Origin of the sequence: Streptomyces sp. MAR4 CNX-425 (genome assembly GCF_048656465.1) — a bacterium.
In the GTDB taxonomy this organism is placed as follows: Bacteria; Actinomycetota; Actinomycetes; order Streptomycetales; family Streptomycetaceae; genus Streptomyces.
The window spans coordinates 1-23,047 of record NZ_JBMDLF010000004.1 but is presented as its reverse complement, the minus strand read 5'-3'; the positions used below and the strand labels follow the sequence as shown (position 1 = coordinate 23,047).

Annotated in this window: 17 protein-coding genes and 1 pseudogene; 8 read left to right on the top strand and 10 right to left on the bottom strand. The window is 74.3% G+C overall.

Features of this window, described 5'->3' with window-relative positions; translation table 11 throughout:
* Positions 1-49 precede the first annotated feature (49 nt).
* The 3 genes from ACHZ99_RS13265 to ACHZ99_RS13255 are packed head-to-tail and all read right to left on the bottom strand — an operon-like array spanning position 50 to position 3,667.
* Entirely contained in the window at positions 50-1,366 is a 1,317-nt protein-coding gene (locus ACHZ99_RS13265) for a M50 family metallopeptidase (RefSeq protein ID WP_420304725.1), read from the bottom strand.
* Between the two features lie 40 nt (positions 1,367-1,406).
* A complete protein-coding gene (dxr, locus tag ACHZ99_RS13260; protein WP_420304724.1) occupies positions 1,407-2,675 on the bottom strand; it encodes a 1-deoxy-D-xylulose-5-phosphate reductoisomerase in 1,269 nt (422 codons plus the stop codon).
* Between the two features lie 17 nt (positions 2,676-2,692).
* The gene (locus ACHZ99_RS13255; RefSeq protein ID WP_420304723.1) at positions 2,693-3,667 is read right to left on the bottom strand and encodes a sulfite exporter TauE/SafE family protein; all 975 of its coding nucleotides are present in this window, start codon (positions 3,665-3,667) and stop codon (positions 2,693-2,695) included.
* A 257-nt stretch (positions 3,668-3,924) separates the two neighbouring features.
* On the opposite strand from ACHZ99_RS13255, the gene ACHZ99_RS13250 reads away from it, so the two are divergent.
* Positions 3,925-4,056, top strand: coding sequence for a hypothetical protein (locus ACHZ99_RS13250; protein WP_420304722.1), 132 nt, complete (start codon positions 3,925-3,927; stop codon positions 4,054-4,056).
* A 41-nt stretch (positions 4,057-4,097) separates the two neighbouring features.
* Here the strand turns inward: ACHZ99_RS13250 and ACHZ99_RS13245 are convergent, their stop codons facing one another.
* Together ACHZ99_RS13245 and ACHZ99_RS13240 are read right to left on the bottom strand one after the other, a co-directional pair.
* Complete coding sequence (locus ACHZ99_RS13245) at positions 4,098-5,264, bottom strand: RNA-guided endonuclease InsQ/TnpB family protein (RefSeq protein WP_420304721.1); 1,167 nt, start codon at positions 5,262-5,264, stop codon at positions 4,098-4,100.
* Between the two features lie 292 nt (positions 5,265-5,556).
* On the bottom strand, positions 5,557-7,533 hold the full coding sequence (locus ACHZ99_RS13240; protein WP_420304720.1) for an acyl-CoA dehydrogenase family protein: 1,977 nt from the start codon (positions 7,531-7,533) through the stop codon (positions 5,557-5,559).
* Between the two features lie 401 nt (positions 7,534-7,934).
* Here ACHZ99_RS13240 and ACHZ99_RS13235 point away from each other — a divergent pair, with 401 nt between their 5' ends.
* Positions 7,935-9,383, top strand: coding sequence for an aldehyde dehydrogenase family protein (locus ACHZ99_RS13235; protein ID WP_420304719.1), 1,449 nt, complete (start codon positions 7,935-7,937; stop codon positions 9,381-9,383).
* 172 nt (positions 9,384-9,555) lie between these two features.
* A complete protein-coding gene (locus tag ACHZ99_RS13230; RefSeq protein ID WP_420304718.1) occupies positions 9,556-10,872 on the top strand; it encodes a phospholipase D-like domain-containing protein in 1,317 nt (438 codons plus the stop codon).
* Positions 10,873-10,917: 45 nt separating this feature from the next.
* On the opposite strand, the gene ACHZ99_RS13225 is transcribed toward ACHZ99_RS13230, so the two are convergent.
* Both ACHZ99_RS13225 and ACHZ99_RS13220 read right to left on the bottom strand, forming a co-directional pair.
* The gene (locus ACHZ99_RS13225) at positions 10,918-12,705 is read right to left on the bottom strand and encodes a PucR family transcriptional regulator (RefSeq protein WP_420304717.1); all 1,788 of its coding nucleotides are present in this window, start codon (positions 12,703-12,705) and stop codon (positions 10,918-10,920) included.
* A 292-nt stretch (positions 12,706-12,997) separates the two neighbouring features.
* Positions 12,998-15,265: a hypothetical protein gene (locus ACHZ99_RS13220; RefSeq protein WP_420304716.1), complete on the bottom strand. Its 2,268-nt coding sequence runs from the start codon at positions 15,263-15,265 to the stop codon at positions 12,998-13,000.
* Positions 15,266-15,597: 332 nt separating this feature from the next.
* Between ACHZ99_RS13220 and sigJ the strand changes: the two genes are divergently transcribed.
* The 3 genes and pseudogenes from sigJ to ACHZ99_RS13205 form a co-directional block, all read left to right on the top strand.
* Positions 15,598-16,503 (top strand): RNA polymerase sigma factor SigJ, encoded by a 906-nt coding sequence (sigJ, locus tag ACHZ99_RS13215; protein WP_420305198.1) that lies wholly within the window; start codon positions 15,598-15,600, stop codon positions 16,501-16,503.
* 208 nt (positions 16,504-16,711) lie between these two features.
* A complete protein-coding gene (gene gabT, locus ACHZ99_RS13210) occupies positions 16,712-18,070 on the top strand; it encodes a 4-aminobutyrate--2-oxoglutarate transaminase (protein WP_420304715.1) in 1,359 nt (452 codons plus the stop codon).
* Positions 18,071-18,348: 278 nt separating this feature from the next.
* A pseudogene (locus tag ACHZ99_RS13205) lies at positions 18,349-18,726 on the top strand (phosphatase PAP2 family protein); the annotation flags it as partial.
* Positions 18,727-18,754: 28 nt separating this feature from the next.
* Here the strand turns inward: ACHZ99_RS13205 and ACHZ99_RS13200 are convergent.
* The 3 genes from ACHZ99_RS13200 to ACHZ99_RS13190 form a co-directional block, all read right to left on the bottom strand.
* Positions 18,755-19,333, bottom strand: a complete 579-nt coding sequence (locus ACHZ99_RS13200; protein WP_420304714.1) for a hypothetical protein — start codon at positions 19,331-19,333, stop codon at positions 18,755-18,757.
* A 172-nt stretch (positions 19,334-19,505) separates the two neighbouring features.
* Positions 19,506-20,549: a DUF4190 domain-containing protein gene (locus ACHZ99_RS13195; RefSeq protein WP_420304713.1), complete on the bottom strand. Its 1,044-nt coding sequence runs from the start codon at positions 20,547-20,549 to the stop codon at positions 19,506-19,508.
* A gap of 4 nt (positions 20,550-20,553) precedes the next feature.
* On the bottom strand, positions 20,554-20,982 hold the full coding sequence (locus ACHZ99_RS13190; RefSeq protein WP_420304712.1) for a DUF4190 domain-containing protein: 429 nt from the start codon (positions 20,980-20,982) through the stop codon (positions 20,554-20,556).
* Positions 20,983-21,071: 89 nt separating this feature from the next.
* Here ACHZ99_RS13190 and ACHZ99_RS13185 point away from each other — a divergent pair, with 89 nt between their 5' ends.
* Together ACHZ99_RS13185 and ACHZ99_RS13180 are read left to right on the top strand one after the other, a co-directional pair.
* A complete protein-coding gene (locus tag ACHZ99_RS13185; RefSeq protein ID WP_420304711.1) occupies positions 21,072-22,127 on the top strand; it encodes an adenosine deaminase in 1,056 nt (351 codons plus the stop codon).
* Positions 22,082-22,822, top strand: a complete 741-nt coding sequence (locus ACHZ99_RS13180) for a glycerophosphodiester phosphodiesterase (RefSeq protein WP_420305197.1) — start codon at positions 22,082-22,084, stop codon at positions 22,820-22,822. Before ACHZ99_RS13185 ends, ACHZ99_RS13180 begins: the two co-directional genes overlap by 46 nt.
* Positions 22,823-23,047 lie beyond the last annotated feature (225 nt).

The window sequence follows — 23,047 nt, the reverse complement described above, 5'->3', positions numbered from 1 at the left end:
TGGTCACCGGTTTCGTCGACAAACCGGCACCTTGCGTTTACCCCCGGCGTCAGCCCGTGAGCTTCACCGGATTCACCACGTCCGCCACCAGCACGAGCAGCGTGAAGCAGATGAACACCCCGGCGACGACATACGCCACCGGCATCAGTTTGGCCACGTCGAACGGCCCCGGGTCGGGTCGCCGGAACACCCGCGCGAACGCGCGGCGCACCGACTCCCACAGCGCCCCGGCGATGTGCCCGCCGTCCAGCGGCAGCAGCGGCAGCATGTTGAACAGGAACAGCGACAGGTTGAAGCCCGCGACCAGCAGCAGCATCGACGCCACCCGCTGCTCGGGCGGGATGTCGAGGTTCAGCACCTCGCCGCCCACCCGGGCCGCGCCGACGACGCCGACCGGCGAGTCCTCCTGGCGCTCCTCGCCCTGGAACGCCGCGTTCCAGAGGTCGGGGATCTTCGACGGCAGCGCGATGAGCGCGTCGACGCCGTTGACGACCATGTCGCCCATGCGGTCCACGGACTGGCCGAAGTCCTGCCGGACGATGCCGCTGGCGGGGGTGAAGCCGAGGAAGCCGGCCTTCACGTACTCGCCGTCGACGTAGCCGCCGTCGCCGTCGCTCTTGGTCACCATGTTCTGGGTGAGCGTCGGGTGCAGGTCGACGCGCCGGCCGTCGCGCTCGACGGTGACGGTGGCCGGGCCGATGGTGTCGCGGATGCTGGTCTGCAGGGTCTGCCAGTCGTCGATGGGGCGGCCGTTGAACGCCACGATCTTGTCGCCCTGCTTCAGCCCCGCCGCCTTGGCCGGGGCGGCGGGGTCGCCGTCCCGGCACTTGCGGTCGGGGTTCTGCGCGACCTCCTCGGCCTTGAGCACGCAGTCGGAGACCGAGCCGACGGTGGTGGTCTGGGTGGCGATGCCGAAGGTCATCATCACGCCGACGAACACCACGACGGCCAGCACCAGGTTCATGAACGGCCCGGCGAACATCACGACGACCCGCTTCCACGGGGCCCGCGTGTAGAACAGCCGCTTCTCGTCGCCGGGCTTCAGCTCCTCGTACGCCGCCTCCCGCGCGTCCTCGATCATGCCGCGGAACGGCGAGGTGGAGCGCTGCTGCACCCGCCCGTCGTCGCCGGGCGGGAACATCCCGATCATGCGGATGTACCCGCCGAGCGGGATCCACTTGATGCCGTACTCCGTCTCGCCCTTCTTCCGGGACCACATCGTCGGGCCGAAGCCGACCATGTACTGAGGAACGCGGATGCCGAACATCTTGGCCGTGCTGAGGTGGCCGAGCTCGTGCCAGGCGATGGAGACGAGCAGTCCGATGGCGAAGACGACGATGCCGAGAACCGTCATGAATGCCGTCATGTACGCACCTTCGCCGTCACTGGGTCGTTGTGGTTCGTGGTCAGTTGTCGTGCTGGTCGGCCGGCAGCCCGGCCAGCTCCCTGGCCCGGGCGCGCGCCCAGGTCTCGGCTTCGAGGACGTCCGCGACCGTCAGCCGGGTTCCCGGATCGTCCGTGCCGTGTTCCGCGACGACCTGGCTGACGGTGTCCATGATGCCAAGGAACGGCAGCTTGCCGGTGAGGAAGCCGTCGACACATTCCTCGTTCGCGGCGTTGAAGACCGCGGGGGCGGTGCCGCCGAGGGCGCCGACGTGGCAGGCGAGCGGCACGGACGGGAACGCCTTCTCGTCGAGCGGGAAGAACTCCCAGGAGGAGGCGGCGGACCAGTCGAAGGCGGGCGCGGCGTCCGGGACCCGGTCCGGCCAGCCGAGCGCCAGCGAGATCGGCATCCGCATGTCGGGCGGGCCGGCCTGGGCGAGGGTGGAGCCGTCGGTGAACTCGACCATGGAGTGCACGGCGGACTGCGGGTGGACGACGACCTCGATGCGGTCGAACGGCACGTCGTAGAGCAGGTGCGCCTCGATGACCTCCAGGCCCTTGTTGACCAGGGTGGCGGAGTTGATGGTGACGACCGGGCCCATGGCCCACGTGGGGTGGGCGAGCGCCTGCTCGGGGGTGACCTCCGTCAGCTCGTCGCGCGTCCGGCCACGGAAGGGGCCGCCGGAGGCGGTGACGAGGAGCTTGCGCACCTCGCCGCGGGAGCCGCCGAGGAGCGCCTGGTAGAGGGCGGAGTGCTCGGAGTCGACGGGGACGATCTGGCCGTGCCGGGCCGCCTCCTTGACCAGCGGGCCGCCGACGATCAGCGACTCCTTGTTGGCCAGCGCCAGCATGCGGCCGGCCCTGAGGGCGGCGAGGGTGGGCGCGAGGCCGATGGAGCCGGTGATGCCGTTGAGCACGGTGTGGCACTCGTCGGCGGCGACCTCGGTGGCGGCGTCCGGGCCCGCCAGCACCTCCGGGACCGGCCGGCCCGCCCCGTACCGGGCGGCCAGCGCCTCGCGCAGCTCGCCGGCCTTGTCGGCGCGGGCCACGGCGACGCGGCGCACCCCCAGCAGGTGCGCCTGCTCGGCCAGCAGCTCCACCCGCCCGCCCGCGGCGGACAGGGCGGTGACGCGGAACCGGTCGGGGTTGCGCTGCACGATGTCGATGGCCTGGGTGCCGATGGAGCCGGTCGAGCCGAGGATGACGATCTCGCGGGGGCCGTCGCCGTCGGTCCCGGCGGTCGCGGAGCGCAGGTGCGGATCGGCGAGCGGAGCAGCTGAGGTCTCGGTCATCGCCCCATTGTGTCCGCTCAGACTTGGCGCGGAGCAGATGCCCTCTCGATGCCGTCCGCCGGCGGCTCTCCCGTCCCGTCGCCGGCCGTCTCCGCGGCCTTCGCGGCCTCCGCCGGTGCGGTCCCGGGCCGGGGGCGGCGCGGGCGGCTGCTGATCACGGCGTACGCGGCGAGCAGCGCGGCGGCGGGGACGATGACGGCCTCCGGCACGTGCACCAGCGACAGCCCGGTGGCCAGCAGGATGATCGCCAGCACCCAGCGCAGCACGCCGCCGGGGGCGCGGGTGGAGAGCACGGCGCCGAGGAGTACGCCGGGGATGGCGCCGATGAGCAGGACGGCGGCGAGCCCGAGGCTGGCGTCGCCGACGAGGAAGTGGCCGGCCGCCGCGGCGGCGACGATCGGGATGGCCTGGACGAGGTCGGTGCCGACGAGGTGGTTGGCCTTCAGCCGGGGGTGGACGAGCATCAGCATCACGATGATCAGCGATCCCGAGCCGACCGACGTCATGCCGACGACGAGGCCGCCGACGAGCCCGATGAGCAGCGTGGCCCCGGGGCGTACGGGCACGTGCGCGTCCTCGGTCTCCCCGCCGTCCCGGGCGGCCCGCCGCCGGTCCAGCCACATCCGGGCGAGCATGCCGGTGACGGCGAGCAGCAGGGCCGCACCGATGACGATCTTCACCCGGCTCTGCAGCTCCTCGCCCTCGCCGAGGAACTGCAGCAGGAAGGCGCCGCAGAACGCGGCGGGCACCCCGGTGGGCAGCAGCCAGCGCACGACGTCCCAGCGGACGGTGCCGGCCTTCTGGTGCACGGCGGCGCCGAAGGGCTTCATGAGCACCGAGGTGGCGAGGTCGCTGCCGATGGCCTGGGTGGGGTTGACGCCGAAGACCGTCACCATGAGGGGGGTCATGAGGGCGCCGCCGCCCATGCCGGTCAGCCCCACCATGCAGCCGACGAGGGCTCCGGCGGCGACCATCGACCACGAGAAGTCCATAGACATCGATACTAGGGATTTCCTATCGGGATGCTAGGGATAACCTTCGACCATTTTCGCGCACCCACCGTGAGCTGCGCCACTCGACCGGACCTCCTGCGCGAGCTGTGCGCGGACCTGGCGATGAGCAGCAGGCGGTGAGCAAAGAACCTCGCGGTGCTTGGAGGCCGCCAGCCCGGTCACCGCCGTACGGGACGGCCGGGAGAAGCTGCGCTACCTCAATCTCGTGCCGATCGACGAGCTGGCCGAAGCCGGGCGTGAAGCTGACCGTCACGCCCGACGGGTTCGACAGCCGGGAGAACAGGATGAGGGAGAGCGTCAGCGGCCGCTGGGTGATGCTCGCCTCGCAGGTCAACTTCCCGGGCCTCAAGGGCCAGGCTTGCGGGTAGGGCCCCATTGGCTGTGGGGTGACCTCCCGCGTCTGAGCCGTTCAGCCGGTTGGCTGGGCGGCTGGGACGCGTGACTCACGCCCCGCCGTCCACAGGTTCTCGCCCCTGCGGGCGAGAACGTGGGAGGCGTTGCGGTCAGCGTGCGCAACGACGCCGCACGACCGGCATGCGAATCTGACCTGGGAGATGCGGCTTCGCCGGTCGACGTGCCCGCACTGAGCGCATTCCGTTGAGGAGTAGGCGGGGTCCACCACCGCGAGTGGGACACCGGCCCGTCGCGCTTTGTAGACGATGAAGTCCGCGAGCTGGGCAAAAGCCCAGGAGTGGAGTGCGACCCGTTGGGGCTTGCGTAGCCGTACCCGGGTGCGGATGCCCTTCAGCTCTTCGAGCGCGAGCCCGCGTCCGGTGCGTTCAGCCTCGGTCACGATCGTCTTGGCGATGATGTGGTTGGTGTTCTTGACGTGCCGCGCCTCGCGGCGGGCACGGGCCTTCAAACGGCGTCTGGCAGACTTGGTGTGCTTCTTCTGGAGCTTCTTACGCAGGGCGAGCTGCCGCTTGCGATACCGGTTGAGGTTGCGCCCGGCGGCCTGATAGCCGGTGGACGTGGTGGCGATGTTGACGATGCCGAGATCCACGCCGATGAAGCCGTCCGGGACGTACTGCTTGGCCTCGGGGACCTCGCACGTGGCGATCAGGTAGAACGCTCCGTCGCGCTGAAGCAGGTCGGTTTCACCCTTGCGGTGCTGCTGGAGCAGTGTGAGCGCGTCCGGCGAGCAGGCGAAGCGCACACCTTTGACCCGGCCGTGCGTGGTCCAGATGCTCACCGTCTGCTGATCGTACTGCCAGCTCAGACACCGGTCGTCATAGGGCTGCGCGGCCTCGGACCGGAAGGCGACCGGCTTGGACTCGGCCTTGCTCCGGCGCGTGGAACCCTTCTTGCCCAGGCTCCCGGCACGCAGGTTGGCATGCAGCGTGGTGTACGCGTCCCGCACCTTCTTGATGACGTGCTGCGCGGCCTGCGCCCCAAGACCCCGGGCCTTGAGGTGAGCGTAGGTGTGCTTGCGCAGCTCGTACTCACGCGGCACGTCGTTGGCGAACGCCACCTCGGAGACCCAGTTCGCCAGGCCGTTGACCAGGTGCAGCGTCGCTGACAGCGCCGACGCCTGAGCGGCATCCGGCAGCAGCTTAACCTGCGCCACGATCTTCACACAGGGAGCCTAACCCCAGACACTGACAACGCCCGTGACCAGCCGTTCCGGCTCCACCGGAGTGATACAGCGGCGCTCCACGCCACCGGGCTCAGGATGCGATTCCTCCCGGGCGTGAACACCGGGCGCTCCTCGCAAGAACAGGCTGAAGTCGATCCTGGAGCGGGAGCCGGCCTGACCGCGGCGGGCGCGGCCGCGGAACGGGCCCGGCGCCCGGCGTCGTGCGCCCGCGGCGGCCACGGCCCGGCAGCGGTTCCCCGGCGGGGAGCCGGCGCCGGGCCGTGGCCGTGCGCTAGCGGATGCGGCGGTGCACGTTCGGCTTCTTCGCCGGGCCCGGCTCGGCCTCCGCGATCCACGGGCCGTCGCCCGACGGGTCGACGATGCCGTCCTCCAGCCAGGTGTACGCGTCGTCCAGTACCCGCCGCACCACCCGGCCGTCCAGGTCGTCGGTGTTCGTCCACAGCCGGCCGAACAACTCCTCCACCCGGATCCGGGCCTGCCGGCAGAAGACGTCGGCCAGCTCGTACGCCTCCTTGCCGTGCCCGCCCCCGCCGGCGGCGGTGCGCAGCATCTCGGCCCGTACGCACGCGGCGCTCATCGCGAACAGCTCCGCGCCGATGTCCACCACCCGGCCGAGGAAGCCCTGCTTGGTCTCCATCCGGCCCTGCCAGCGGGACATGCCGTAGAACGTGGAGCGCGCCAGCCGGCGGGCGCCGCGCTCGACGAAGCGCAGGTGGGTGGAGAGGTCGCGGTGCCCGGGCGGGTGGAACTCGCCGTACGTCCGCGGCACCTGCCCCCTGCCCGCGACCAGCTTCGGCAGCCAGCGGGCGTAGAAGCCGCCGGCCCGGGCGCCGGCGCGCGCCTTCTCGGAGAGGTTCTTCTGCGGGTCGATGAGGTCGCCGGCGACCTTGAGGTGGGCGTCCACCGCCTCCCGGGCGATGAGCAGGTGCATGATCTCGGTCGAGCCCTCGAAGATCCGGTTGATCCGCAGGTCGCGGACCATCTGCTCGGCCGGGATCGCCTTCTCGCCGCGGGCGGCGAGCGAGTCGGCGGTCTCGTAGCCGCGGCCGCCGCGGATCTGGATCAGCTCGTCGGCCATGAGGCTGGCCATCTCGGAGCCGTAGAGCTTGGCGAGGGCGGCCTCGATGCGGATGTCGTTGCGGTCCTCGTCGGCCATCTGCGACGACAGGTCGAGGACCGCCTCCAGGGCGAAGGTCGTGCCCGCGATGAACGAGATCTTCGAGCCGACCGCCTCGTGCTTGCCGACCGGCCGGCCCCACTGCTCGCGGGCGCCGCCCCAGCCGCGGGCGATCTTCAGACACCACTTGCCCGCGCCCACGCAGAGCGCGGGCAGCGACAGCCGGCCGGTGTTGAGGGTGGTCAGCGCGATCTTCAGGCCCGCGCCCTCGGGGCCGATGCGGTTCGCGGCGGGGACGCGCACCCGGTGGAAGCGGGTGACGCCGTTCTCGATGCCGCGCAGGCCCATGAACCGGTTGCGGTTCTCCACGGTGACGCCCTCGGAACCGGCCTCGACGACGAACGCCGTGATGCCGCCCTTGTGCCCCTCCGCACCTTCTTTCGCCGGGCGCGGCGGAACCCGCGCCATGACCACGAGCAGGTCGGCGACGACGCCGTTGGTGGTCCAGAGCTTGACGCCGTCGAGCAGGTAGTCGGCGTCGGGGCCGTCGCCGTCGGGGACGGCGGTGGTGGCCAGCCGGGCCGGGTCGGAGCCGACGTCGGGCTCGGTGAGCAGGAAGGCGGAGATGTCCGTGCGGGCGCAGCGGGGCAGGAACTCCTCCTTCTGCTCCTCGGTGCCGAAGGTCTTGAGCGGCTGCGGCACGCCGATCGACTGGTGCGCGGAGAGGAGCGCGCCGACGGCGGGGCTCGCGGTGCCGACGAGCGCGAGGGACTTGTTGTAGTAGACCTGCGTGAGGCCGAGACCGCCGTACTTGCGGTCGATCTTCATGCCGAGGGCGCCGATCTCCTTCAGCCCGCGGATGGTCTCGTCGGGGATCCGGGCGTCGCGCTCGATCACGGCCCCGTCGATCCGCGTCTCGCAGAAGTCGCGCAGCTTGGCGAGGAACGCCTCGCCGCGCTCGACGTCCGCGGGCGCGGGCTCGGGGTGCGGGTGGATGAGGTCGAGCCGGAAGCGGCCGAGGAACAGCTCCTTGGCGAAGCTGGGCTTGCGCCAGTCCTGCTCGCGTGCGGCCTCGGCGACCTCCCTGGCTTCCTTCTCGGAGACGGACGGCCGTGTGGATGGTGCGGTCATGAGGGAACTCACCTCGCCGCTGAGTCGGGGTGTTACCAGCCGGTGCTACTTGTGCGTATGTACCCGAAACCGCCCGTCGATACCACCCCGCGCGCGCCAATCGGGTACGACACGTCCTCCGCACCCCCGCCCGGCGCCCCGAGCGCGCGTCCGCGCCACCGCCGCGCGTCACCGCCGCGCCGCGCGCCGGCACCGCGCGCCCCCTGCTCCCCCGTTCCCCGCACTCCCGCCCCAGGGTAGGCCGCCCCTCCGACAGGAGCGCCCCGCTCCCGCCGCGCCGCCCACCCTTCCGTCGCGTAGCGGGGGATCCGCCGAGTGCTACGCGCCGGACAACGCACCCCGCCCCGCCGAGCGCCTACCGTGGGCAGCAGAGGTAACGCGACTCTCGGAGGGACCCCGCCGTGACTTCCACTCAAGCGTTCTGGCTCGCCGGCCGGCAGGAGACCGGCGAGGACACCCTAGACGTCACCTCCCCCTGGGACGGCCGCACGGTCGGCACGGTGAGCATCCCCACCGACGCCCAGATCGAGGAGGCCGTCGCCGCCGCGCACGCGGTGAAGGACGAGCTGGCCGCCACCCCCGCGCACGTGCGCGCCGCGGCGCTCGACCACGTGACCAGGCAGATCGCCGGGCGCGCCGAGGAGATCGCCCGGCTGATCTCCGCCGAGAACGGCAAGCCGATGAAGTGGGCCCGCGGCGAGGTCGGCCGCGCCGTGTCCACGTTCCGCTTCGCCACCGAGGAGACCCGCCGGTGGGGCAGCGGCGAGGGCCAGCGGCTCGACACCGACCCCGGCGGCGCCGGCCGGCTGGCGTTCAGCCGCCGCTTCCCGTACGGCCCGGTCCTCGGCATCGCGCCGTTCAACTTCCCGCTGAACCTGTGCGCCCACAAGGTCGCCCCCGCGCTCGCCGTGGGCGCCCCGATCATCCTCAAGCCCGCGCCCGCCACCCCGCTGACGGCGCTGCTGCTCGGCGAGCTGCTGTCGGAGACCGACCTGCCGGCCGGCAGCTGGAGCGTGCTGACGGTGCCGAACGACCGCATGCCCGACCTCACCGAGGACGACCGGCTGCCGATCATCTCCTTCACCGGCTCGGACCGGGTCGGCTACGCGATCCAGGAGGCCGTCCCCGGCAAGCGGGTCACCCTGGAGCTGGGCGGCAACGGCGCCGCCGTCGTCCTCGGCGACTACGCCTCCGAGGCCGACCTCGACCACGCCGCGCAGCGCATCGGCGCGTTCGCCAACTACCAGGCGGGCCAGTCCTGCATCTCGGTCCAGCGCGTGATCGCCGACGCCTCGCTGTACGAGCGCCTGGTGCCGAAGATCGTCGCGGCCGTCGAGGCGCAGGTGACCGGCGACCCGTCGGACGACGCCACCGACGTCGGCCCGATGGTCAGCGAGGACGCGGCCAAGCGGCTGGAGTCGTGGGTCGACGAGGCCGTGGGCGCCGGCGCCCGGCTGCTGACCGGCGGCAAGCGGGACGGGGCGTCGTACGCGCCGACGGTGCTGACGGACGTGCCGAAGGACGTGAAGATCTCCTGCGAGGAGGCGTTCGGCCCGGTGGTGACCTTGCAGCGGGCGGACGGCGAGGAGGCCGCGTTCGCGGCGGTCAACGACTCGAAGTACGGCCTGCAGGCGGGCGTGTTCACGCACGACGTGCAGAGCGCCTTCCGGGCGCAGCGCAAGCTGGAGGTCGGCGGCGTGATCGTCGGGGATGTCCCGTCGTACCGGGCGGACCAGATGCCGTACGGCGGCGTGAAGCGCTCCGGCGTGGGGCGCGAGGGCGTGCGGTTCGCGATGGAGGACTACACGTACGAGAAGGTCATGGTCTTCACCGGCCTCGACGCGCTCTGACGGCACGCGGTACCCCCTGCGAGGACCCCCGGGACGCCCCCGGGGGTCCTCGTCTTTCGGCCAACCCGAGAATAACTATGAATTAACGCTGTCAGGCTCCTGACAGCGCAGCCACGGCCCCCTAGGGTGCTCGGCGACCGCCGACTCCCAGGCATCCAGGGGGACTTCTCACATGAGACGCCTACGCGCCGGACGCCCCGCGGGCGTGGCCGCCGTCCTGCTCGCGCTCACCGCGACGCTCGTCTCCGGCGCCACCGCCTCCGAACCGGACCCCGGCCCCGGCCCCGGACCGGGGGCCGCCGCCGCGGAACCCGCCGCCGCCGCGAAGCCCGTCATCAACGGCCCCGTCTTCAACGACCCGCTCGGCTCCGCGGCCCGGCGGAGCGCCGTCTTCACCCAGCTCATCGCCCTCATCGACGCCACCCCGGCCGGCCAGACCATCCGCTCGTCGATGTTCGAGCTGGAGGACTCGGCGGTGGCCGACGCGCTCATCGCCGCCCACGAGCGCGGCGTGGCCGTCAAGCTGATCGTCGACGACAACACCCGCGACAAGGGCAGCGCCGCCTGGGACTCGCTGCGGGCCGCGCTGGGCACGAACGACACGAAGGCGTCGTGGATCGTCGTCTGCGACGACCAGTTCGAGGACGACGACGGCAGGAACGACGTCCAGCGCGGCTGCGCCGCGACCCCGCCGCCGAACCCGTCGTACAACCACAACAAGTTCTTCGTCTTCACGAAGGTCGGCCCCTTCGACGACGGCAGCAGCTACCGCAAGGTCGTCTTCCAGTCGTCCTCCAACCTCAACGACTGGTACAAGAACGAGTCCTACAACGACGCGGTGACCTTCGCCGACGCCACCGTGCACGACGGCTACGCGACGTTCCACGAGGACCAGCGCCGGCTGCGCCACTCGGCGAACGGCGACAACACCTACTACTGGTCCACGCCCACCGGCTCCACGTACCGCGCTTTCTTCTTCCCCCGCGGCGACTCCGACTACGGCAATCCGAACACCGACACCATCGTCAACGCCCTCGACGAGGTGTCGTGCTCGTACACCGGCACGGACGGCGAGCGGCACCAGACCGACATCCGCGTCGCCATGTTCCAGTTCCTCGGCTCCCGCGACCAGGTGGCGCGGAAGCTCGCGCAGAAGCGGGCGCAGAACTGCTGGGTCGACGTCGTCTACAGCGAGGGCGACGCGGAGGTCGAGGACATCCTCGACGACGCGGGGATCCAGCGGACCTACTGCAACTTCAACAACGGCCCGGGCATCGACGTGCGCACGCACACGAAGTTCTGGCTGCTGGACGGCGAGTACAACGGCGGCATCACGCCGCGCGTGTACACGGGCAGCCACAACTGGACGGGCTCCGGGCTGCGTTCGGCGGACGAGGCGATGGTGCGGATCACGAGCGCGGACTACCACGAGAAGTACCTGTCGTACTTCTACAAGATCCGCGACACCTGCCGGGCCCGTACGCCGTGACCCCGGCCGCCCCTCCGGCCGGGCCGCCCGGCCGGAGGGGCCCGGCTACGCCTTGAGGGCCAGCCACAGCTCCATGCGCGTGTCCGGGTCGTCCAGCGAGCGCCCGAGGATCTCCTCGACCCGCCGCATCCGGTACCGCAGCGTGTGCCGGTGCACCCCGAGGTCGGCCGCCGCCGCGTCCCACTGCCCGTGCCGGGACAGCCAGGCCCGCAGCGAGGCGACGAGGTCGCCCCGGCCGCGCTCGTCGTGCTCGCGCAGCGCCCGGAGCGTACCGTCGGCGAACGCCTGCACCGCGTCGTCCGCCAGCAGGTCCATCACCGACCCCGCCGTGACGTCCTCGTGCTCCACCAGCACCCGGCCGCGCCGGCGCGCCACCGACAGCGCCTGCTCGGCCTGCTTGTACGCCACCGTCACCACCGCCGGCCCGGCCGGCGCCGACACCCCGGCGACCAGCGGCAGCGCCCTCTCCCCCGCGCCCGGCCTGCGCGCCTGCCCCACCGCGCCCGGGTGCGCGGCCTCGACGCGCGCGGCGTGCTGGGCCGCCGCCTCCGGGACGGCGCCGCCGTCCGTGGCCAGGACGACGAGCCGCCCCGCGTCGGGCACGGCGAGGAACGACTCGCCGGACCCGGAGGCCGCGGCGTCGAGCGCGTCGGCCAGCTCGCCCAGCGCCTCCGGCAGCGGCTCCGGGGCCCCGTCGCCCACCGGCGCCACGGGGGCGGCGGCCTCGGCGACGAGGAGCCGTACGGGCGCGTCCAGCAGCCCGCCGTAGAGCGGCCCGGCGACGGACCGGGCGTGGTCGGGCTGGCCGGCCAGCAGCAGCCGCAGCACCGCGGTGCCGAGGCGCTGCTCGGCGGCGGAGAAGGCGCTGGAGCGCTCGGTGAGGAGGGTGAGGAGGGAGACGGCGGCGTGCACGGCGTAGCGCTCGGCGGGGGTGAGGTTGCCGCCGGTGCCGACGGCGAGGACACCGCGGCAGCGCCGCCCGGAGCCGAGGGACTGGAGCTCGACGCGGTCCTCGGAGAGGCTGTCGCCGGTACGGTCCGGGCCGCCCGCGGATCGCGCGCCCGCCGGAGCCGCGCCCGCCGAAGCCCCGCCCGGCGAGGCCCCGGCCGCCGGTGTCCCGCCGCCCGCCGCGTCCTCCCCCGCGCCGTCCTCCACCCCGCCGCCCGCCGCCTTTCCGTCCTCCGCGGCCGGGGTCCCCGCCACCACCGCGCTCGCCGGCGCCTGCCGCCGCCGCAGCCGCGCCACGTCGCCCTTCAGCGCCTCCGCCCGCGCGGCCGCCCGGCCGGGCGGCGCCACAGCGAGCACCTCCCCCGCCGGGTCGTACAGCGCCGCCCACCCGCGCACGTGCACCGCGAGCCGGGTGACGACGGTCGCCGGGCCGTCCGCGCCGAGCGCCGCCCGCGTCAGGTCCCGCTGGGCCTCGAAGCCGCGGGTCAGCGCCCGGTACTGGTCGGCGGCGATGGCCGCCGAGACCACCTTGGAGATGGCGATGAACGGCGTCTTCCGCGGCACCCCCAGCAGCGGCAGCCGCGCCTCCCGGGCCGCCGCGAGCAGCGTCTCCGGCACCGTGTCGAAGTTCACGCCGACCCCGAAGCCCACCCCGACCACGCCGGCGTCCACCAGCCGCCGCACGTAGCGGCGCATCGCGTCCGCGTCGTCGACGTCGAGCTTCAGCGCGGTCGTCAGGATCAGCTCCCCGCCTTCGAGGTACGGCACGGGGTCTATCAACTCGCTGGTCTGCGCCCAGCGGACGTCCGCGCCCAGCTCGTCGGCGCCGGTGAGGACGGAGAGTTTGAGGGTGGAGTGGCGGACGAGGGAGGCGAGCGTGGGCATGGCACCTTCTGGCTGGTGCAGCGGCCCGCGGGGCCACTGCGCTGTTCATGGCCGGTTCTGGCCGGGCGGGACCGACCGGGCAGGACCGGGCATGACTGTCTGCGCGACCGCCTCGGCCGGGCCGGGCCGTACGCGCCCGACCCCGACCGTCCCCCGTCCGACCCCGACCGGCGTGCACCGGGATCGGACGGCGGTCCACACCGCCCTCCGACCGTCGCGGAGGTCTCCGACCGCTTTCCGACTGTCGCTCTGTCTTACGCCGCTCCGTATGAACGGCTCCGTCCATTGTGCCTCAGTGGTGCAGGTCAACGAGCACCGGAGGCGTCCGCTCGCCGCCCACGGTCGTCACGGACAGCACCGCGTGCCCGGGCGGCAGCGCGTTCGCCAGCTCCGAGGCAGACCAGCGCTCCCGCTCCACGGTGCGCACCGTCACCGAGCGGCTCATGGCCTTGGTACCCGTGAAGACCTGCCGTATCCACCGCAGCAGCCGCCGGACGAGACCGCCGGAGACGTCCGGGACGTGGGTGACGTCGACCGCCTCCACCCACTCCGCCCCCCACGCCTCCGCGAAGTGCCGCCCGTCCCACGTGCTGACGCCGGTCAGCGCCATCCGGCAGCCGACCGCCGCCAGCAGCGGCCCGCGCACCGGCTCCGCCACCTCGTCGAGACCGCGCAGCCCCAGCACCACGCCGGCGTGCGCGGCGCGCAGCCGCCCGATGGCCCGTACGGACTCGGGGCTGGCGGTGCGCGCGGCGTCGTCGAGGACGAGGGCGGCGAAGAGGGAGCGGTCGGTACGGGCCGGGGCGGCGGCCGAGAACTGGGCCAGCAGCAGCCGGGCGAGCACCCGGGACGCCTCGGCGTGCGTACGCTCCGGCAGCACGATCCGTACGCGCATCGGGTGCTCCAGCGCCCGCATGGAGAACTGGCGGCCGCGGCCGCGGGTGTCGAAGAACCGGGCGAAGACGGGGCGGTCCAGCACCGCGAGCCGGCCGGCGAGGAGGGTGCCGACGTCGCCGGGGCGGGCGAGCTGGCGTTCGCGGGCGTCGAGTTCGCGCAGGGCGGCGGCGGCGCGGTCGGCGGCGTACGGGTCGGTGCGGATCCCGGCGTCGGTGCGGATCCCGGCGTCTGTGGGGGTGCCCGCGTCGGTGCCGGCGTCGGTCTCGATGCCGATGTCGGTGTCGGAGGGGCCCTCGGCGAGAGCGCCGCAGTCGCGCCGCAGCGCGGCGAGCGCGGCGCGGTCGCCGTCGAGGAGGCCGCGCAGCTCGGAGACGCCGGGGAAGCGGCCGTACACCGTCTGGTACGCGCCGAGGAGCTGCCCGAGGGCGGTGACGGCCGGGCGGACGTGCGCCCAGTCGCCCTCGTCGCCGCCGAGCAGGGTCTCGGCGAGCAGGGCGGCGGCCTCGTCGGGGTCGGCGGTGCCGCCGTAGAGGTCGAGGTCGTGGGGCGAGGAGGGATCGGCGAGGCGGATGACGACGTCGTACGCGTCGTCGTCGCCGAGCCGCGCGCCGGGCGCCCCGGCGACGACGACGGCGGCCTGCCCGGCGAGCGCCTGCAGGCACAGCAGCTCCGCGACGGGGCCGGTGACGCGGTCGGTCACCACGTCGCCGGCGGGGCCGACGGCGAGGAGCCCGGTGCCGAGGAGCCCGGCCTCCAGGGCGATGCCGCCGCCGCGGTAGACGTGGGGGTTCCGCTTGTCGTCGGGCGCGGCGCCGATGCGGACCTGGCCGGTGATCAGGTCGTGCCGGTACCCGCGCCGGCCGATGTCGCGCAGCCCGGACGGGTGCGGGCAGGCGCCGGCGCCGTCGCGGCGCACGGAGTCGGCGAACGCCCTGAGCCGCTCGGGCCGGGCCCGTACCGACTCCCAGGCGCGGGCGATCCGGGCCAGGTCGACGTCGTTCATGACCCCGCTCTGCGCGGCCCCGCCCAGCGCCTCCGCCTCGGCCACCAGCCCGGCGGCCCGCAGTTCGGGCCACGCGACGGGGTCCTCGTCCTCGGCGTCCTCCGGGTCCTCGGAGCGCCGCGAGGAGCTGAGGACGGGCTCCAGGAAGCGGGTCCACACCTCGGGCCACCGGCCGATGCGGCCGAAGACGTACACGAGCAGCAGGATGAACAGGCCGTAGTACAGATAGCCCACGGCGACCATGGCGTTGGTCTCCCGCCAGGCGTCGAGGGTGATCCAGTCGAGCGGCCACAGCCAGAAGGAGATGACGCCGTTCCAGCACAGCGACCACACGAGGAACCCGGTCAGCAGCGCCAGCACGGCACCGCCGAGCAGCTGCCGGTCGGAGACCGGGTCCCCCTCGTCGGGCGGCCGGGGCACGTGCGCGTACCGCCACAGGCCCGGCTCCGCCTCCGGCCGGCGCGCCCGCATCCACTGGACGAAGGGGTTCTCCGGCGGCGCCGGCACCGCGCCCGGCCCGGCTCCGCCCGCCGCCCCCCGCCGCGACTGCGGCGGCACCGCGGGGCCGATGGGCGGCTGCGCGGGCCACGCGGGCCGCCGGGGCCGACTCCCGTGCTCCGGTCCCGACTTCCGCGGCCCCGGTCGGCCGTCCTCGCCCATGTTCCGCTCTTTCCTCCCGCGGGCTCCGGCCCCGGCACCGGGGCCGGCCCTGACCTTGCGTCCCTGCGCCCAGCCCGCCGCCGACCGGCAACTCGGCGTCCTCCCGCCCAACTTAGCGCGTGCCGCCCACCGTCCCGCTGCCCGTTGCGAACATGGGTCAACCGCTCCCGCGGGCCGCGGAGCGCCGCCGCCGGCGGCCGCCGATCCCGTCCCCGCCCCCCGAAGTCACACATCCGTCGGCCACGTCGTCCTGAAGGCATGAGATTCACCGCCTCGGGGGGACCCCGCACCACGACCGTCCATGCCGCCGCCGTGCCAGGGAGGCGGTGACGTTGCCGCGGGACGACAGCCTCGCCCGGGCCTTCGAGAAGGAGCGGCCCCGGCTGCTCCGGGTCGCGTACACCACCACCGGCTCCCTCGCCGAGGCCGAGGACTGCGTGCAGGAGTCCTGGCTGCGGCTGCGCCGGGTGCCCGACCCCGGGGCGATACCCGACCTGCGCGCCTGGCTCACCACCGTCGTCGGGCGGCTCGCGCTCGACGCGCTCGGCAGCGCCCGCTCCCGCCGCGAGCGGTACGTGGGCACCTGGCTCCCCGAGCCGCTGGTGGAGCGGACCGCGCCGGGGGCGGCCGTCGCGCCCGGCCCGGCCGAACAGGTGACGCTCGACGAGTCGGTGAGCATGGCCCTGCTGGTCGTGCTGGACGAGCTGTCCCCCGCGCAGCGCACCGCCTTCCTCCTCCACGACGTCTTCGGGCTGCCCTACGAGCGGGTCGCCGAGGTCGTCGGCCGCACCCCCGGCGCCGTGCGCCGGCTCGCCTCCATAGCCCGCCGGCACGTCGAGCAGAGCCGCCCGCACGCGCCCGCGCCGCGGGCGGAGCAGCGGCGGCTGGTGCACGCCTTCGCCGCCGCCTGCCAGAGCGCGGACCTGGAGGAGCTGGTGCGGCTGCTCGACCCGGAGGTGACGTGGCGCGGCGACGGCGGCGGGCTGGTGGCCGCGCTCCCGGGCGCGGTGCGGGGGGCGCGGCAGGTGGCGGCCGGGCTGGTCGCGTTCGGCGGCGGGCCGCTGCCGCCGGGGACCATGCGGGTGGTCACCGTCAACGGGGCGGCGGGGCTGCTGCTGTACGGGCCGGAGGGGGAGGTGTCGGTGGCGGCGTTCACCGTGGACCGGGGCCGGATCACGGCGATCGACGTGCAGCGCAACCCGGAGAAGCTGACGTCGGTCCGCTTCCCGGAGCGCTGAGCCGGTCACCGCCCGCACGCCGTTTCCCCCGCCCCGTACGCCGTTTCCCCCTGCCCCGTACGCCGTTTCCCCCCGCCCCCGCCCACCCCTGTCCACGCTGGACAAAGCGACACGGCACACCGCTCCCCCGCGGAGCATGCCCCCGCCCGGCGCCCGGCTCTAGCCTGCGAGGGACAGCATCGTCCCCCGGACCCGGAGGAGATCCCCCATGACCAGCGCTTCCGCCCCCGCAGGCGCCGCGCTCCCCCAGGAGCGGCGGCTCGTCACCCCGATCCCCGGGCCGAAGTCCCAGGAGCTGATGGCCCGCAAGCACGACACCGTCGCTCAGGGCGTGGGCACCGTGATGCCCGTGTTCGCCGCCCGCGCCGCCGGCGGCGTCGTCGAGGACGTCGACGGCAACCGCCTCATCGACTTCGGCGCGGGCATCGCCGTCACGTCCGTCGGCAACAGCGCGGAGGCCGTCGTCCGCCGCGCGTCCGCGCAGCTGGCCGACTTCACGCACACCTGCATGATGGTCACGCCGTACGAGGGCTACGTGGAGGTCTGCGAGCAGCTCGCCGGGCTGACCCCGGGGGACCACGCCAAGAAGTCCGCGCTCTTCAACTCCGGCGCCGAGGCCGTCGAGAACGCCGTCAAGATCGCCCGCTCGTACACCGGCCGCCAGGCCGTCGTCGTCTTCGACCACGGCTACCACGGGCGGACGAACCTCACCATGGCGCTCACCGCCAAGGACATGCCGTACAAGCACGGCTTCGGCCCCTTCGCGCCGGAGATCTACCGCGTCCCCGTCGCCTACCCCTACCGCTGGCTGACCGGCCCCGAGAACTGCGCCGAGGAGGCCGCGGCGCAGGCCGTGGACCTGATCAGCAAGCAGGTCGGCGCCGAGAACGTGGCGGCGATCGTCATCGAGCCGATCCTCGGCGAGGGCGGCTTCATCGTCCCGGCGCCCGGCTTCCTGCCGCGGATCGCGCAGTTCGCGAAGGACAACGGCATCGTCTTCGTCGCGGACGAGATCCAGTCCGGCTTCTGCCGTACGGGCCACTGGTTCGCCAGCGAGGAGGAGGGCGTCGTCCCCGACCTCATCACCACCGCCAAGGGCATCGCCGGCGGGCTGCCGCTGGCCGCGGTCACCGGCCGCGCGGAGATCATGGACGCCCCGCACGTGGGCGGCCTCGGCGGCACGTACGGCGGCAACCCGGTGGCGTGCGCCGCCGCCCTCGGCGCCATCGAGACGATGCGCGAGCTGGACCTGAACGCGAAGGCCCGGCGCATCGAGGAGATCATGAAGACCCGGCTGCTGGCGCTCCAGGAGAAGCACCAGGCCATCGGCGACGTGCGCGGGCGGGGTGCGATGCTGGCCATCGAGCTGGTCCGGCCGGGGACGAAGGACCCCGACCCGCAGCTGACCGCGGCGCTGGCCAAGGCGTGCCACGCGGAGGGCCTGCTGGTGCTGACCACCGGGACGTACGGGAACGTGATGCGCTTCCTGCCGCCGCTGGTGATCGGCGAGGACCTGCTCGCCGAGGGGCTGGACATTCTGGAAGGGGCGCTGTCGCGGAACGCGTGAGACACCGGGCCACCGGGCCGCCGCGGACCGCCGCGCCGGCCCGGTGGCCCGCCGCGGCCCGGGCGGCGTGGGCGGCGTGGACCGCCCGGGCCGCCTGGGCGGCGTGCTGCTGCGCCGTGCTGTACGGGCTGCTCGCCTGGCAGGTCGCGGTGGACGGGCCGGTGCGCGGGCTGGACGAGCGCGCCGGCCCCGCGCTGGCGCGGCACGCGCCCGCGGGGGCCGAGCTGCTGGCGGACCTGGGCGGGGTGGGGGTGACGCTGCCGGCGCTGGCGGCGGCGATGCTGTGCGCGGTGTGGCGTACCCGGCTGCGGACCGCCGCCGCCCGGGTCCCGCTGCTCGCCGGCGGCGCCGCGTACGCCGCGCTGCCCGCCGTCGTGCTGCCGCTGAAGTCCGCCCAGGCCCGCCCGGGCCCCAAGGGCCCCCTCGCCGACGACTACGCCGGCTTCTTCCCCTCCGGCCACGCCACCACCGCCGCCGTGGCCTACGGCGCCGCCGTGCTGATCCTGCTGCCGCTGCTCCGCTCCCCCGCCGCGCGCCGGCTGCTGGTGGCGGCGGCGGGGCTGGCGGTGCTGGGCGTGGGGGCGGGGCTGGTGTGGCGGGAGTACCACTGGCCGCTGGACGTGCTGGCGGGGTGGTGCGTGGCCGGGGTGCTGCTGACCGGCGCCCGGTACGGGGCCGACCGGCTCACGGCGTACGCCGCGGCCCGTCCCGCCCGGGACCGCGCGGCCCGGCCGGACCCGTCGGACCCGCCGGACCCGCACCGGCCGGACCCGCCGGACCCGCCGGCCCCTTCCCCGTCTCTCCCGCGCCGGTCTCCCCCGCGATGAGCGCCGCCGCCTCGTGCATGGCCAGCTCCAGCACCACCGGATCCGTCAGCAGCCCGCTCCCGTCCGGCGGCACCAGCCACCGCACCCCGCCCGTCGCCCGCCCCGGGTAGGGCACCACGATCCACGTCCCGTGCCCCGCGCTCCGCACCCCGGTGCCGACCCACCGGGCGGCCGTCCCCGGCGGCACGAAGAACCCCAGCCGCGCGTCCGTCACGTCCGCGAGCACCGGCCCGGGCCGCTCGGTGATCCGGGCGACCACGTCCAGCGTGGCCCGCCCCAGCGCTCCCGGCAGGATCAGCACGTCCCACAGCCGGCCGGCGGGCAGCAGCGACACCCCCAGCGGGTTGCGCTCCCACTCCCACCGGCAGGTCCGGGGCTCGGGCGCCGCCGAGACCAGCCACTCCACCGCGGACTTCGCCGCCCCCGCGTCAGTCATCACGCTCAGTCCCTCGTCTCCCTCGCACCGGCCCTGGTAGACCGGCTGTCAGGGAGAGAGAGCGGGCGGCCCCGCAACTCTTATGCGGGTTTGCCGAATCGGCGCGGGTGGTGTGGCTCACTACGGGCGTCGGGGGCGTACGCCGGGGTGCGCCGACGGCGCGAACGGCGCGTCAGGCCGCTCTCCCGTCGTCGGGGCCGTCGAGGTCCTTCCACCAGTACGCGTACTCGTACGGCCCGCCCGGCGACACCTCGAACTCGACGTCCGACAGCTCCTCGTCGACGGCGAAGTGGTACGTGCCGATCGCGACGTGGTCGTCGTCGAGGGTGAACGGCAGCGCGTCCGCGCCCTCCTGCTCCAGGTACGCGTCGTCGGAGCCGACCGGGTAGGCGCTGACCCCGCTGCTCGTCAGCGTCACCAGCTCGCCGGTGCGGTTGAGGACCCGGACCCGTACCTCCAGCACGTCCTCCGCGACCGGCTCCGCGACGAGGGTGACCTCCAGGCCGTCGTCGTACGTGACGGTCTGCCCGGCCTCGACCGCGTTGTCGGTCTCCGGCGACACGGGTGCGAAGAAGTCGGCCGCGAGGACGACGAGCAGGACGCTCATGCCCACGCCCGCCACCGCCGCGACGCCGCCCAGCCAGATCCCCCACAGCCCGGACGCCCGGTTGCGGGCCTCGCCGCGCCGGACCCGGCGGACGGCGGTCACGCCGAAGCCGATGGCGAGGGCGCCGAGGATGACGGCGAGCGGGCTGAAGACCAGCGTGAACGCCAGCACGGCGCCGATGATCCCGAGGACCAGCGCCGCGGTCCCGGCGCCGTTGCGCGGCCCGGCGGGGGGCACCCAGAGGTAGGGGCCGGGGAGGTAGGGCTTCGGGCCGTACGTGCTCGATCCGGGCGCCGGCCGCGGCCGCGTCCAGCCGGGCGCCACGGGGACGGGCGGGCCGCCGTCGGGCGGGGTCAGGACCTCCTGGTCGGATGCCGGTGCCGGTGCCGCCGGGCCGGTGGCGTCAGCGCTCTCCGGGGCGCCCGCGTCCGCGCGGACCGGCGCCGGAGCCTCCGCGGCGGGTCCGCCGCCGCCCTCGGCCGCCCCCTCCCCCTCGGCCTTCTCGGCCGTCCCGGACTTCTCGGCCGGCGCGGGTCCGCCCGCCTCCCGGGCCGCCTCCACGCGGAGCGCGCCTCGCCCCGCCGCGTCGTCCCGCCGGTCCGTGTTCATGGGCTCAACTGTACGAGCCGTACGCCGCGCCGCCCGCCCCCGCCCGGGTTCCCGGCCACTCCGGCATGACCTGCACGCTCGGCCCCTCACGCCGGTCCGGGGCCTTCTCCTCCTCGTCGTCCCCGGAGAAGACCACGCCCGTCAGGGTCAGCACGATCACCACCGCCGCGACCGCGAACGCCACCGCGCCCGTCGCGATGCCGATCACCGCGTTCCGCCCCGCGCCCACCCCCGCGCGCCGCGCCCGGCCGCGCGCGAGCAGCCCCAGCACCAGCGCCGCCGGGCCGAGCAGCACCGAGAGCACCATGCCGTAGAGCGTGGGCAGGAGCGTGACGCCGACGATGCCGCACACCATGGCCTTCGTCCCCAGGCCGGCCGGCCCCCGCCGCACCTCGGCGGCGGCCGGCGTCGCCGACGGACTGCTCGCCGCCATATCCGCTCCCTTCGCAGCGCACGCGCGCGCGTGCGCACATGCTACGGAGCCGCGGCGGCGCCGTCAGTCCGTTGGCATACGATGATGCGATGGCCGATCTCGACTCCTTCATCGCCGGTCTGCCGAAGGCCGAGCTCCACGTCCACCACGTCGGCTCCGCGTCCCCCCGCATCGTCGCCGAACTCGCCGCGCGGCACCCGGACTCCACGGTGCCCGCGGACGCCGGCGCGCTCGCCGACTTCTTCACCTTCCGCGACTTCGCCCACTTCATCGAGATCTACCTCTCCGTCGTGGACCTGATCCGCGACCCGGAGGACGTGCGGCTGCTGACGTACGAGATCGCCCGCGACATGGCCCGGCAGAACATCCGCTACGCGGAGCTGACCGTCACGCCGTACAGCTCCACGAGCCGCGGCATCCCCGACCGCGCCTTCCTCGACGCCCTGGAGGACGCCCGCCGCGGCGCCGAGGCCGAGCTGGGCGTCGTGCTGCGCTGGTGCTTCGACATCCCCGGCGAGGCGGGGCTGGCCGCCGCCGAGGAGACCACGCGGATCGCCGTCGACGTCGGCTGCGAGGGCCTGGTGGCCTTCGGCCTGGGCGGCCCCGAGATAGGCGTGCCGCGCGGGCAGTTCAAGCCGTACTTCGACCGGGCCCTGGCGGCCGGGCTGCACAGCGTCCCGCACGCCGGCGAGACGACCGGCCCCGAGACCGTCTGGGACGCCGTCACCGAGCTGCGCGCCGAGCGCGTCGGACACGGCACGAGCGCCGCGCAGGACCCCCGGCTGCTGGCGCACCTGGCCGAGGCGGGCATCCCGCTGGAGGTCTGCCCGACGTCCAACGTCGCCACGAAGGCCGTCCCGTCGCTCGACGAGCACCCGCTGCGGCAGATCGCCGACGCCGGCGTGCTGGTCGCGCTGGGCAGCGACGACCCGCCGATGTTCGGCACCGACCTCAACACGGAGTACGGCGTCGCCGCCCGCCTCCTCGGCCTCGACGAGGCCGGGGTCGCGGCGCTCGCGCGGAACTCCGTCGAGGCGTCGTTCATGCCGCCGGCCGCGAAGGCGGCGCTGGCGGCGGAGATCGACGCCTACCTCGCCGCCTGGCCCGGCCCCGCCCCCCGGCCCGCGACCCAGGCCGCCCCGTGACCGGCCCGGCCCCCGCCCCCGTGCTGGCCGTCGCCCACCGCGGCGACCCGTACGTGGTCCGCGAGAACACCCTCGGCTCGCTGCGCTCGGCCGCGGCGGCGGGCGCGGACGCGGTCGAGTTCGACGTCCGGCTCACGGGGGACGGCGTGCCGGTGCTGCTGCACGACCGCACGCTGCAACGGCTGTGGGACCAGGAGGTGGCGCTGGCCTCGCTGTCGTACGAGGAGGTCCAGGAGCGCTCCGGCGGCGGCATCCCGACGCTGCGCGAGGCGCTGAAGGTCATGGCGGAGAGCCCGGGCGTGCGCTCCTTCATCGACCTGCCCGACCCGGCCGCCGCCGAGCCGGCCCTCGCGGAGGTGCTGGACAGCGACGCGGCGGAGCGCACGTACTACTGCGGCGGCACCGCGGCCCTCCTCGCCGTCCGCGCCGCACACCCCGAGGCCGAGATAGCGCTCACCTGCTCCTCCCCCGTCCCGTACCGCGCGGGCCTGCTCCGGCGGCTGCGCCCGCACTGGCTCAACTACCGCTTCGGCCTGCTCGACGAGGCCACGGTCCGCGAGGACCACGAGGCGGGCTACCGGGTGTCCTGCTGGACGGTGGACTGGCCGCGCAACTGGCGCCGCCTGACGGCGATGGGCGTCGACGCGATCACCAGCAACCGCATCCGGGGCCTGCGCCGCCACCTGAACACCTGAGGAACCGTTGGCCGAAAACCGTGCGTCTTCCATCCGGGATCGCTGAAAGGAGCACGGGTGGGAGTTCGGCCAACGGACTGGCATGTGCTGGACCTGGACGACGACCCCACTCCGGGGGATCCGGAGCGGGTCAAACAACTCGCCCGGGAGTTGCACGACTTCGCCGACGACGTCGCGGACGCGCTGCGGCAGATCAAAGGGATGGCCGGCGAGGACGCACTGCTG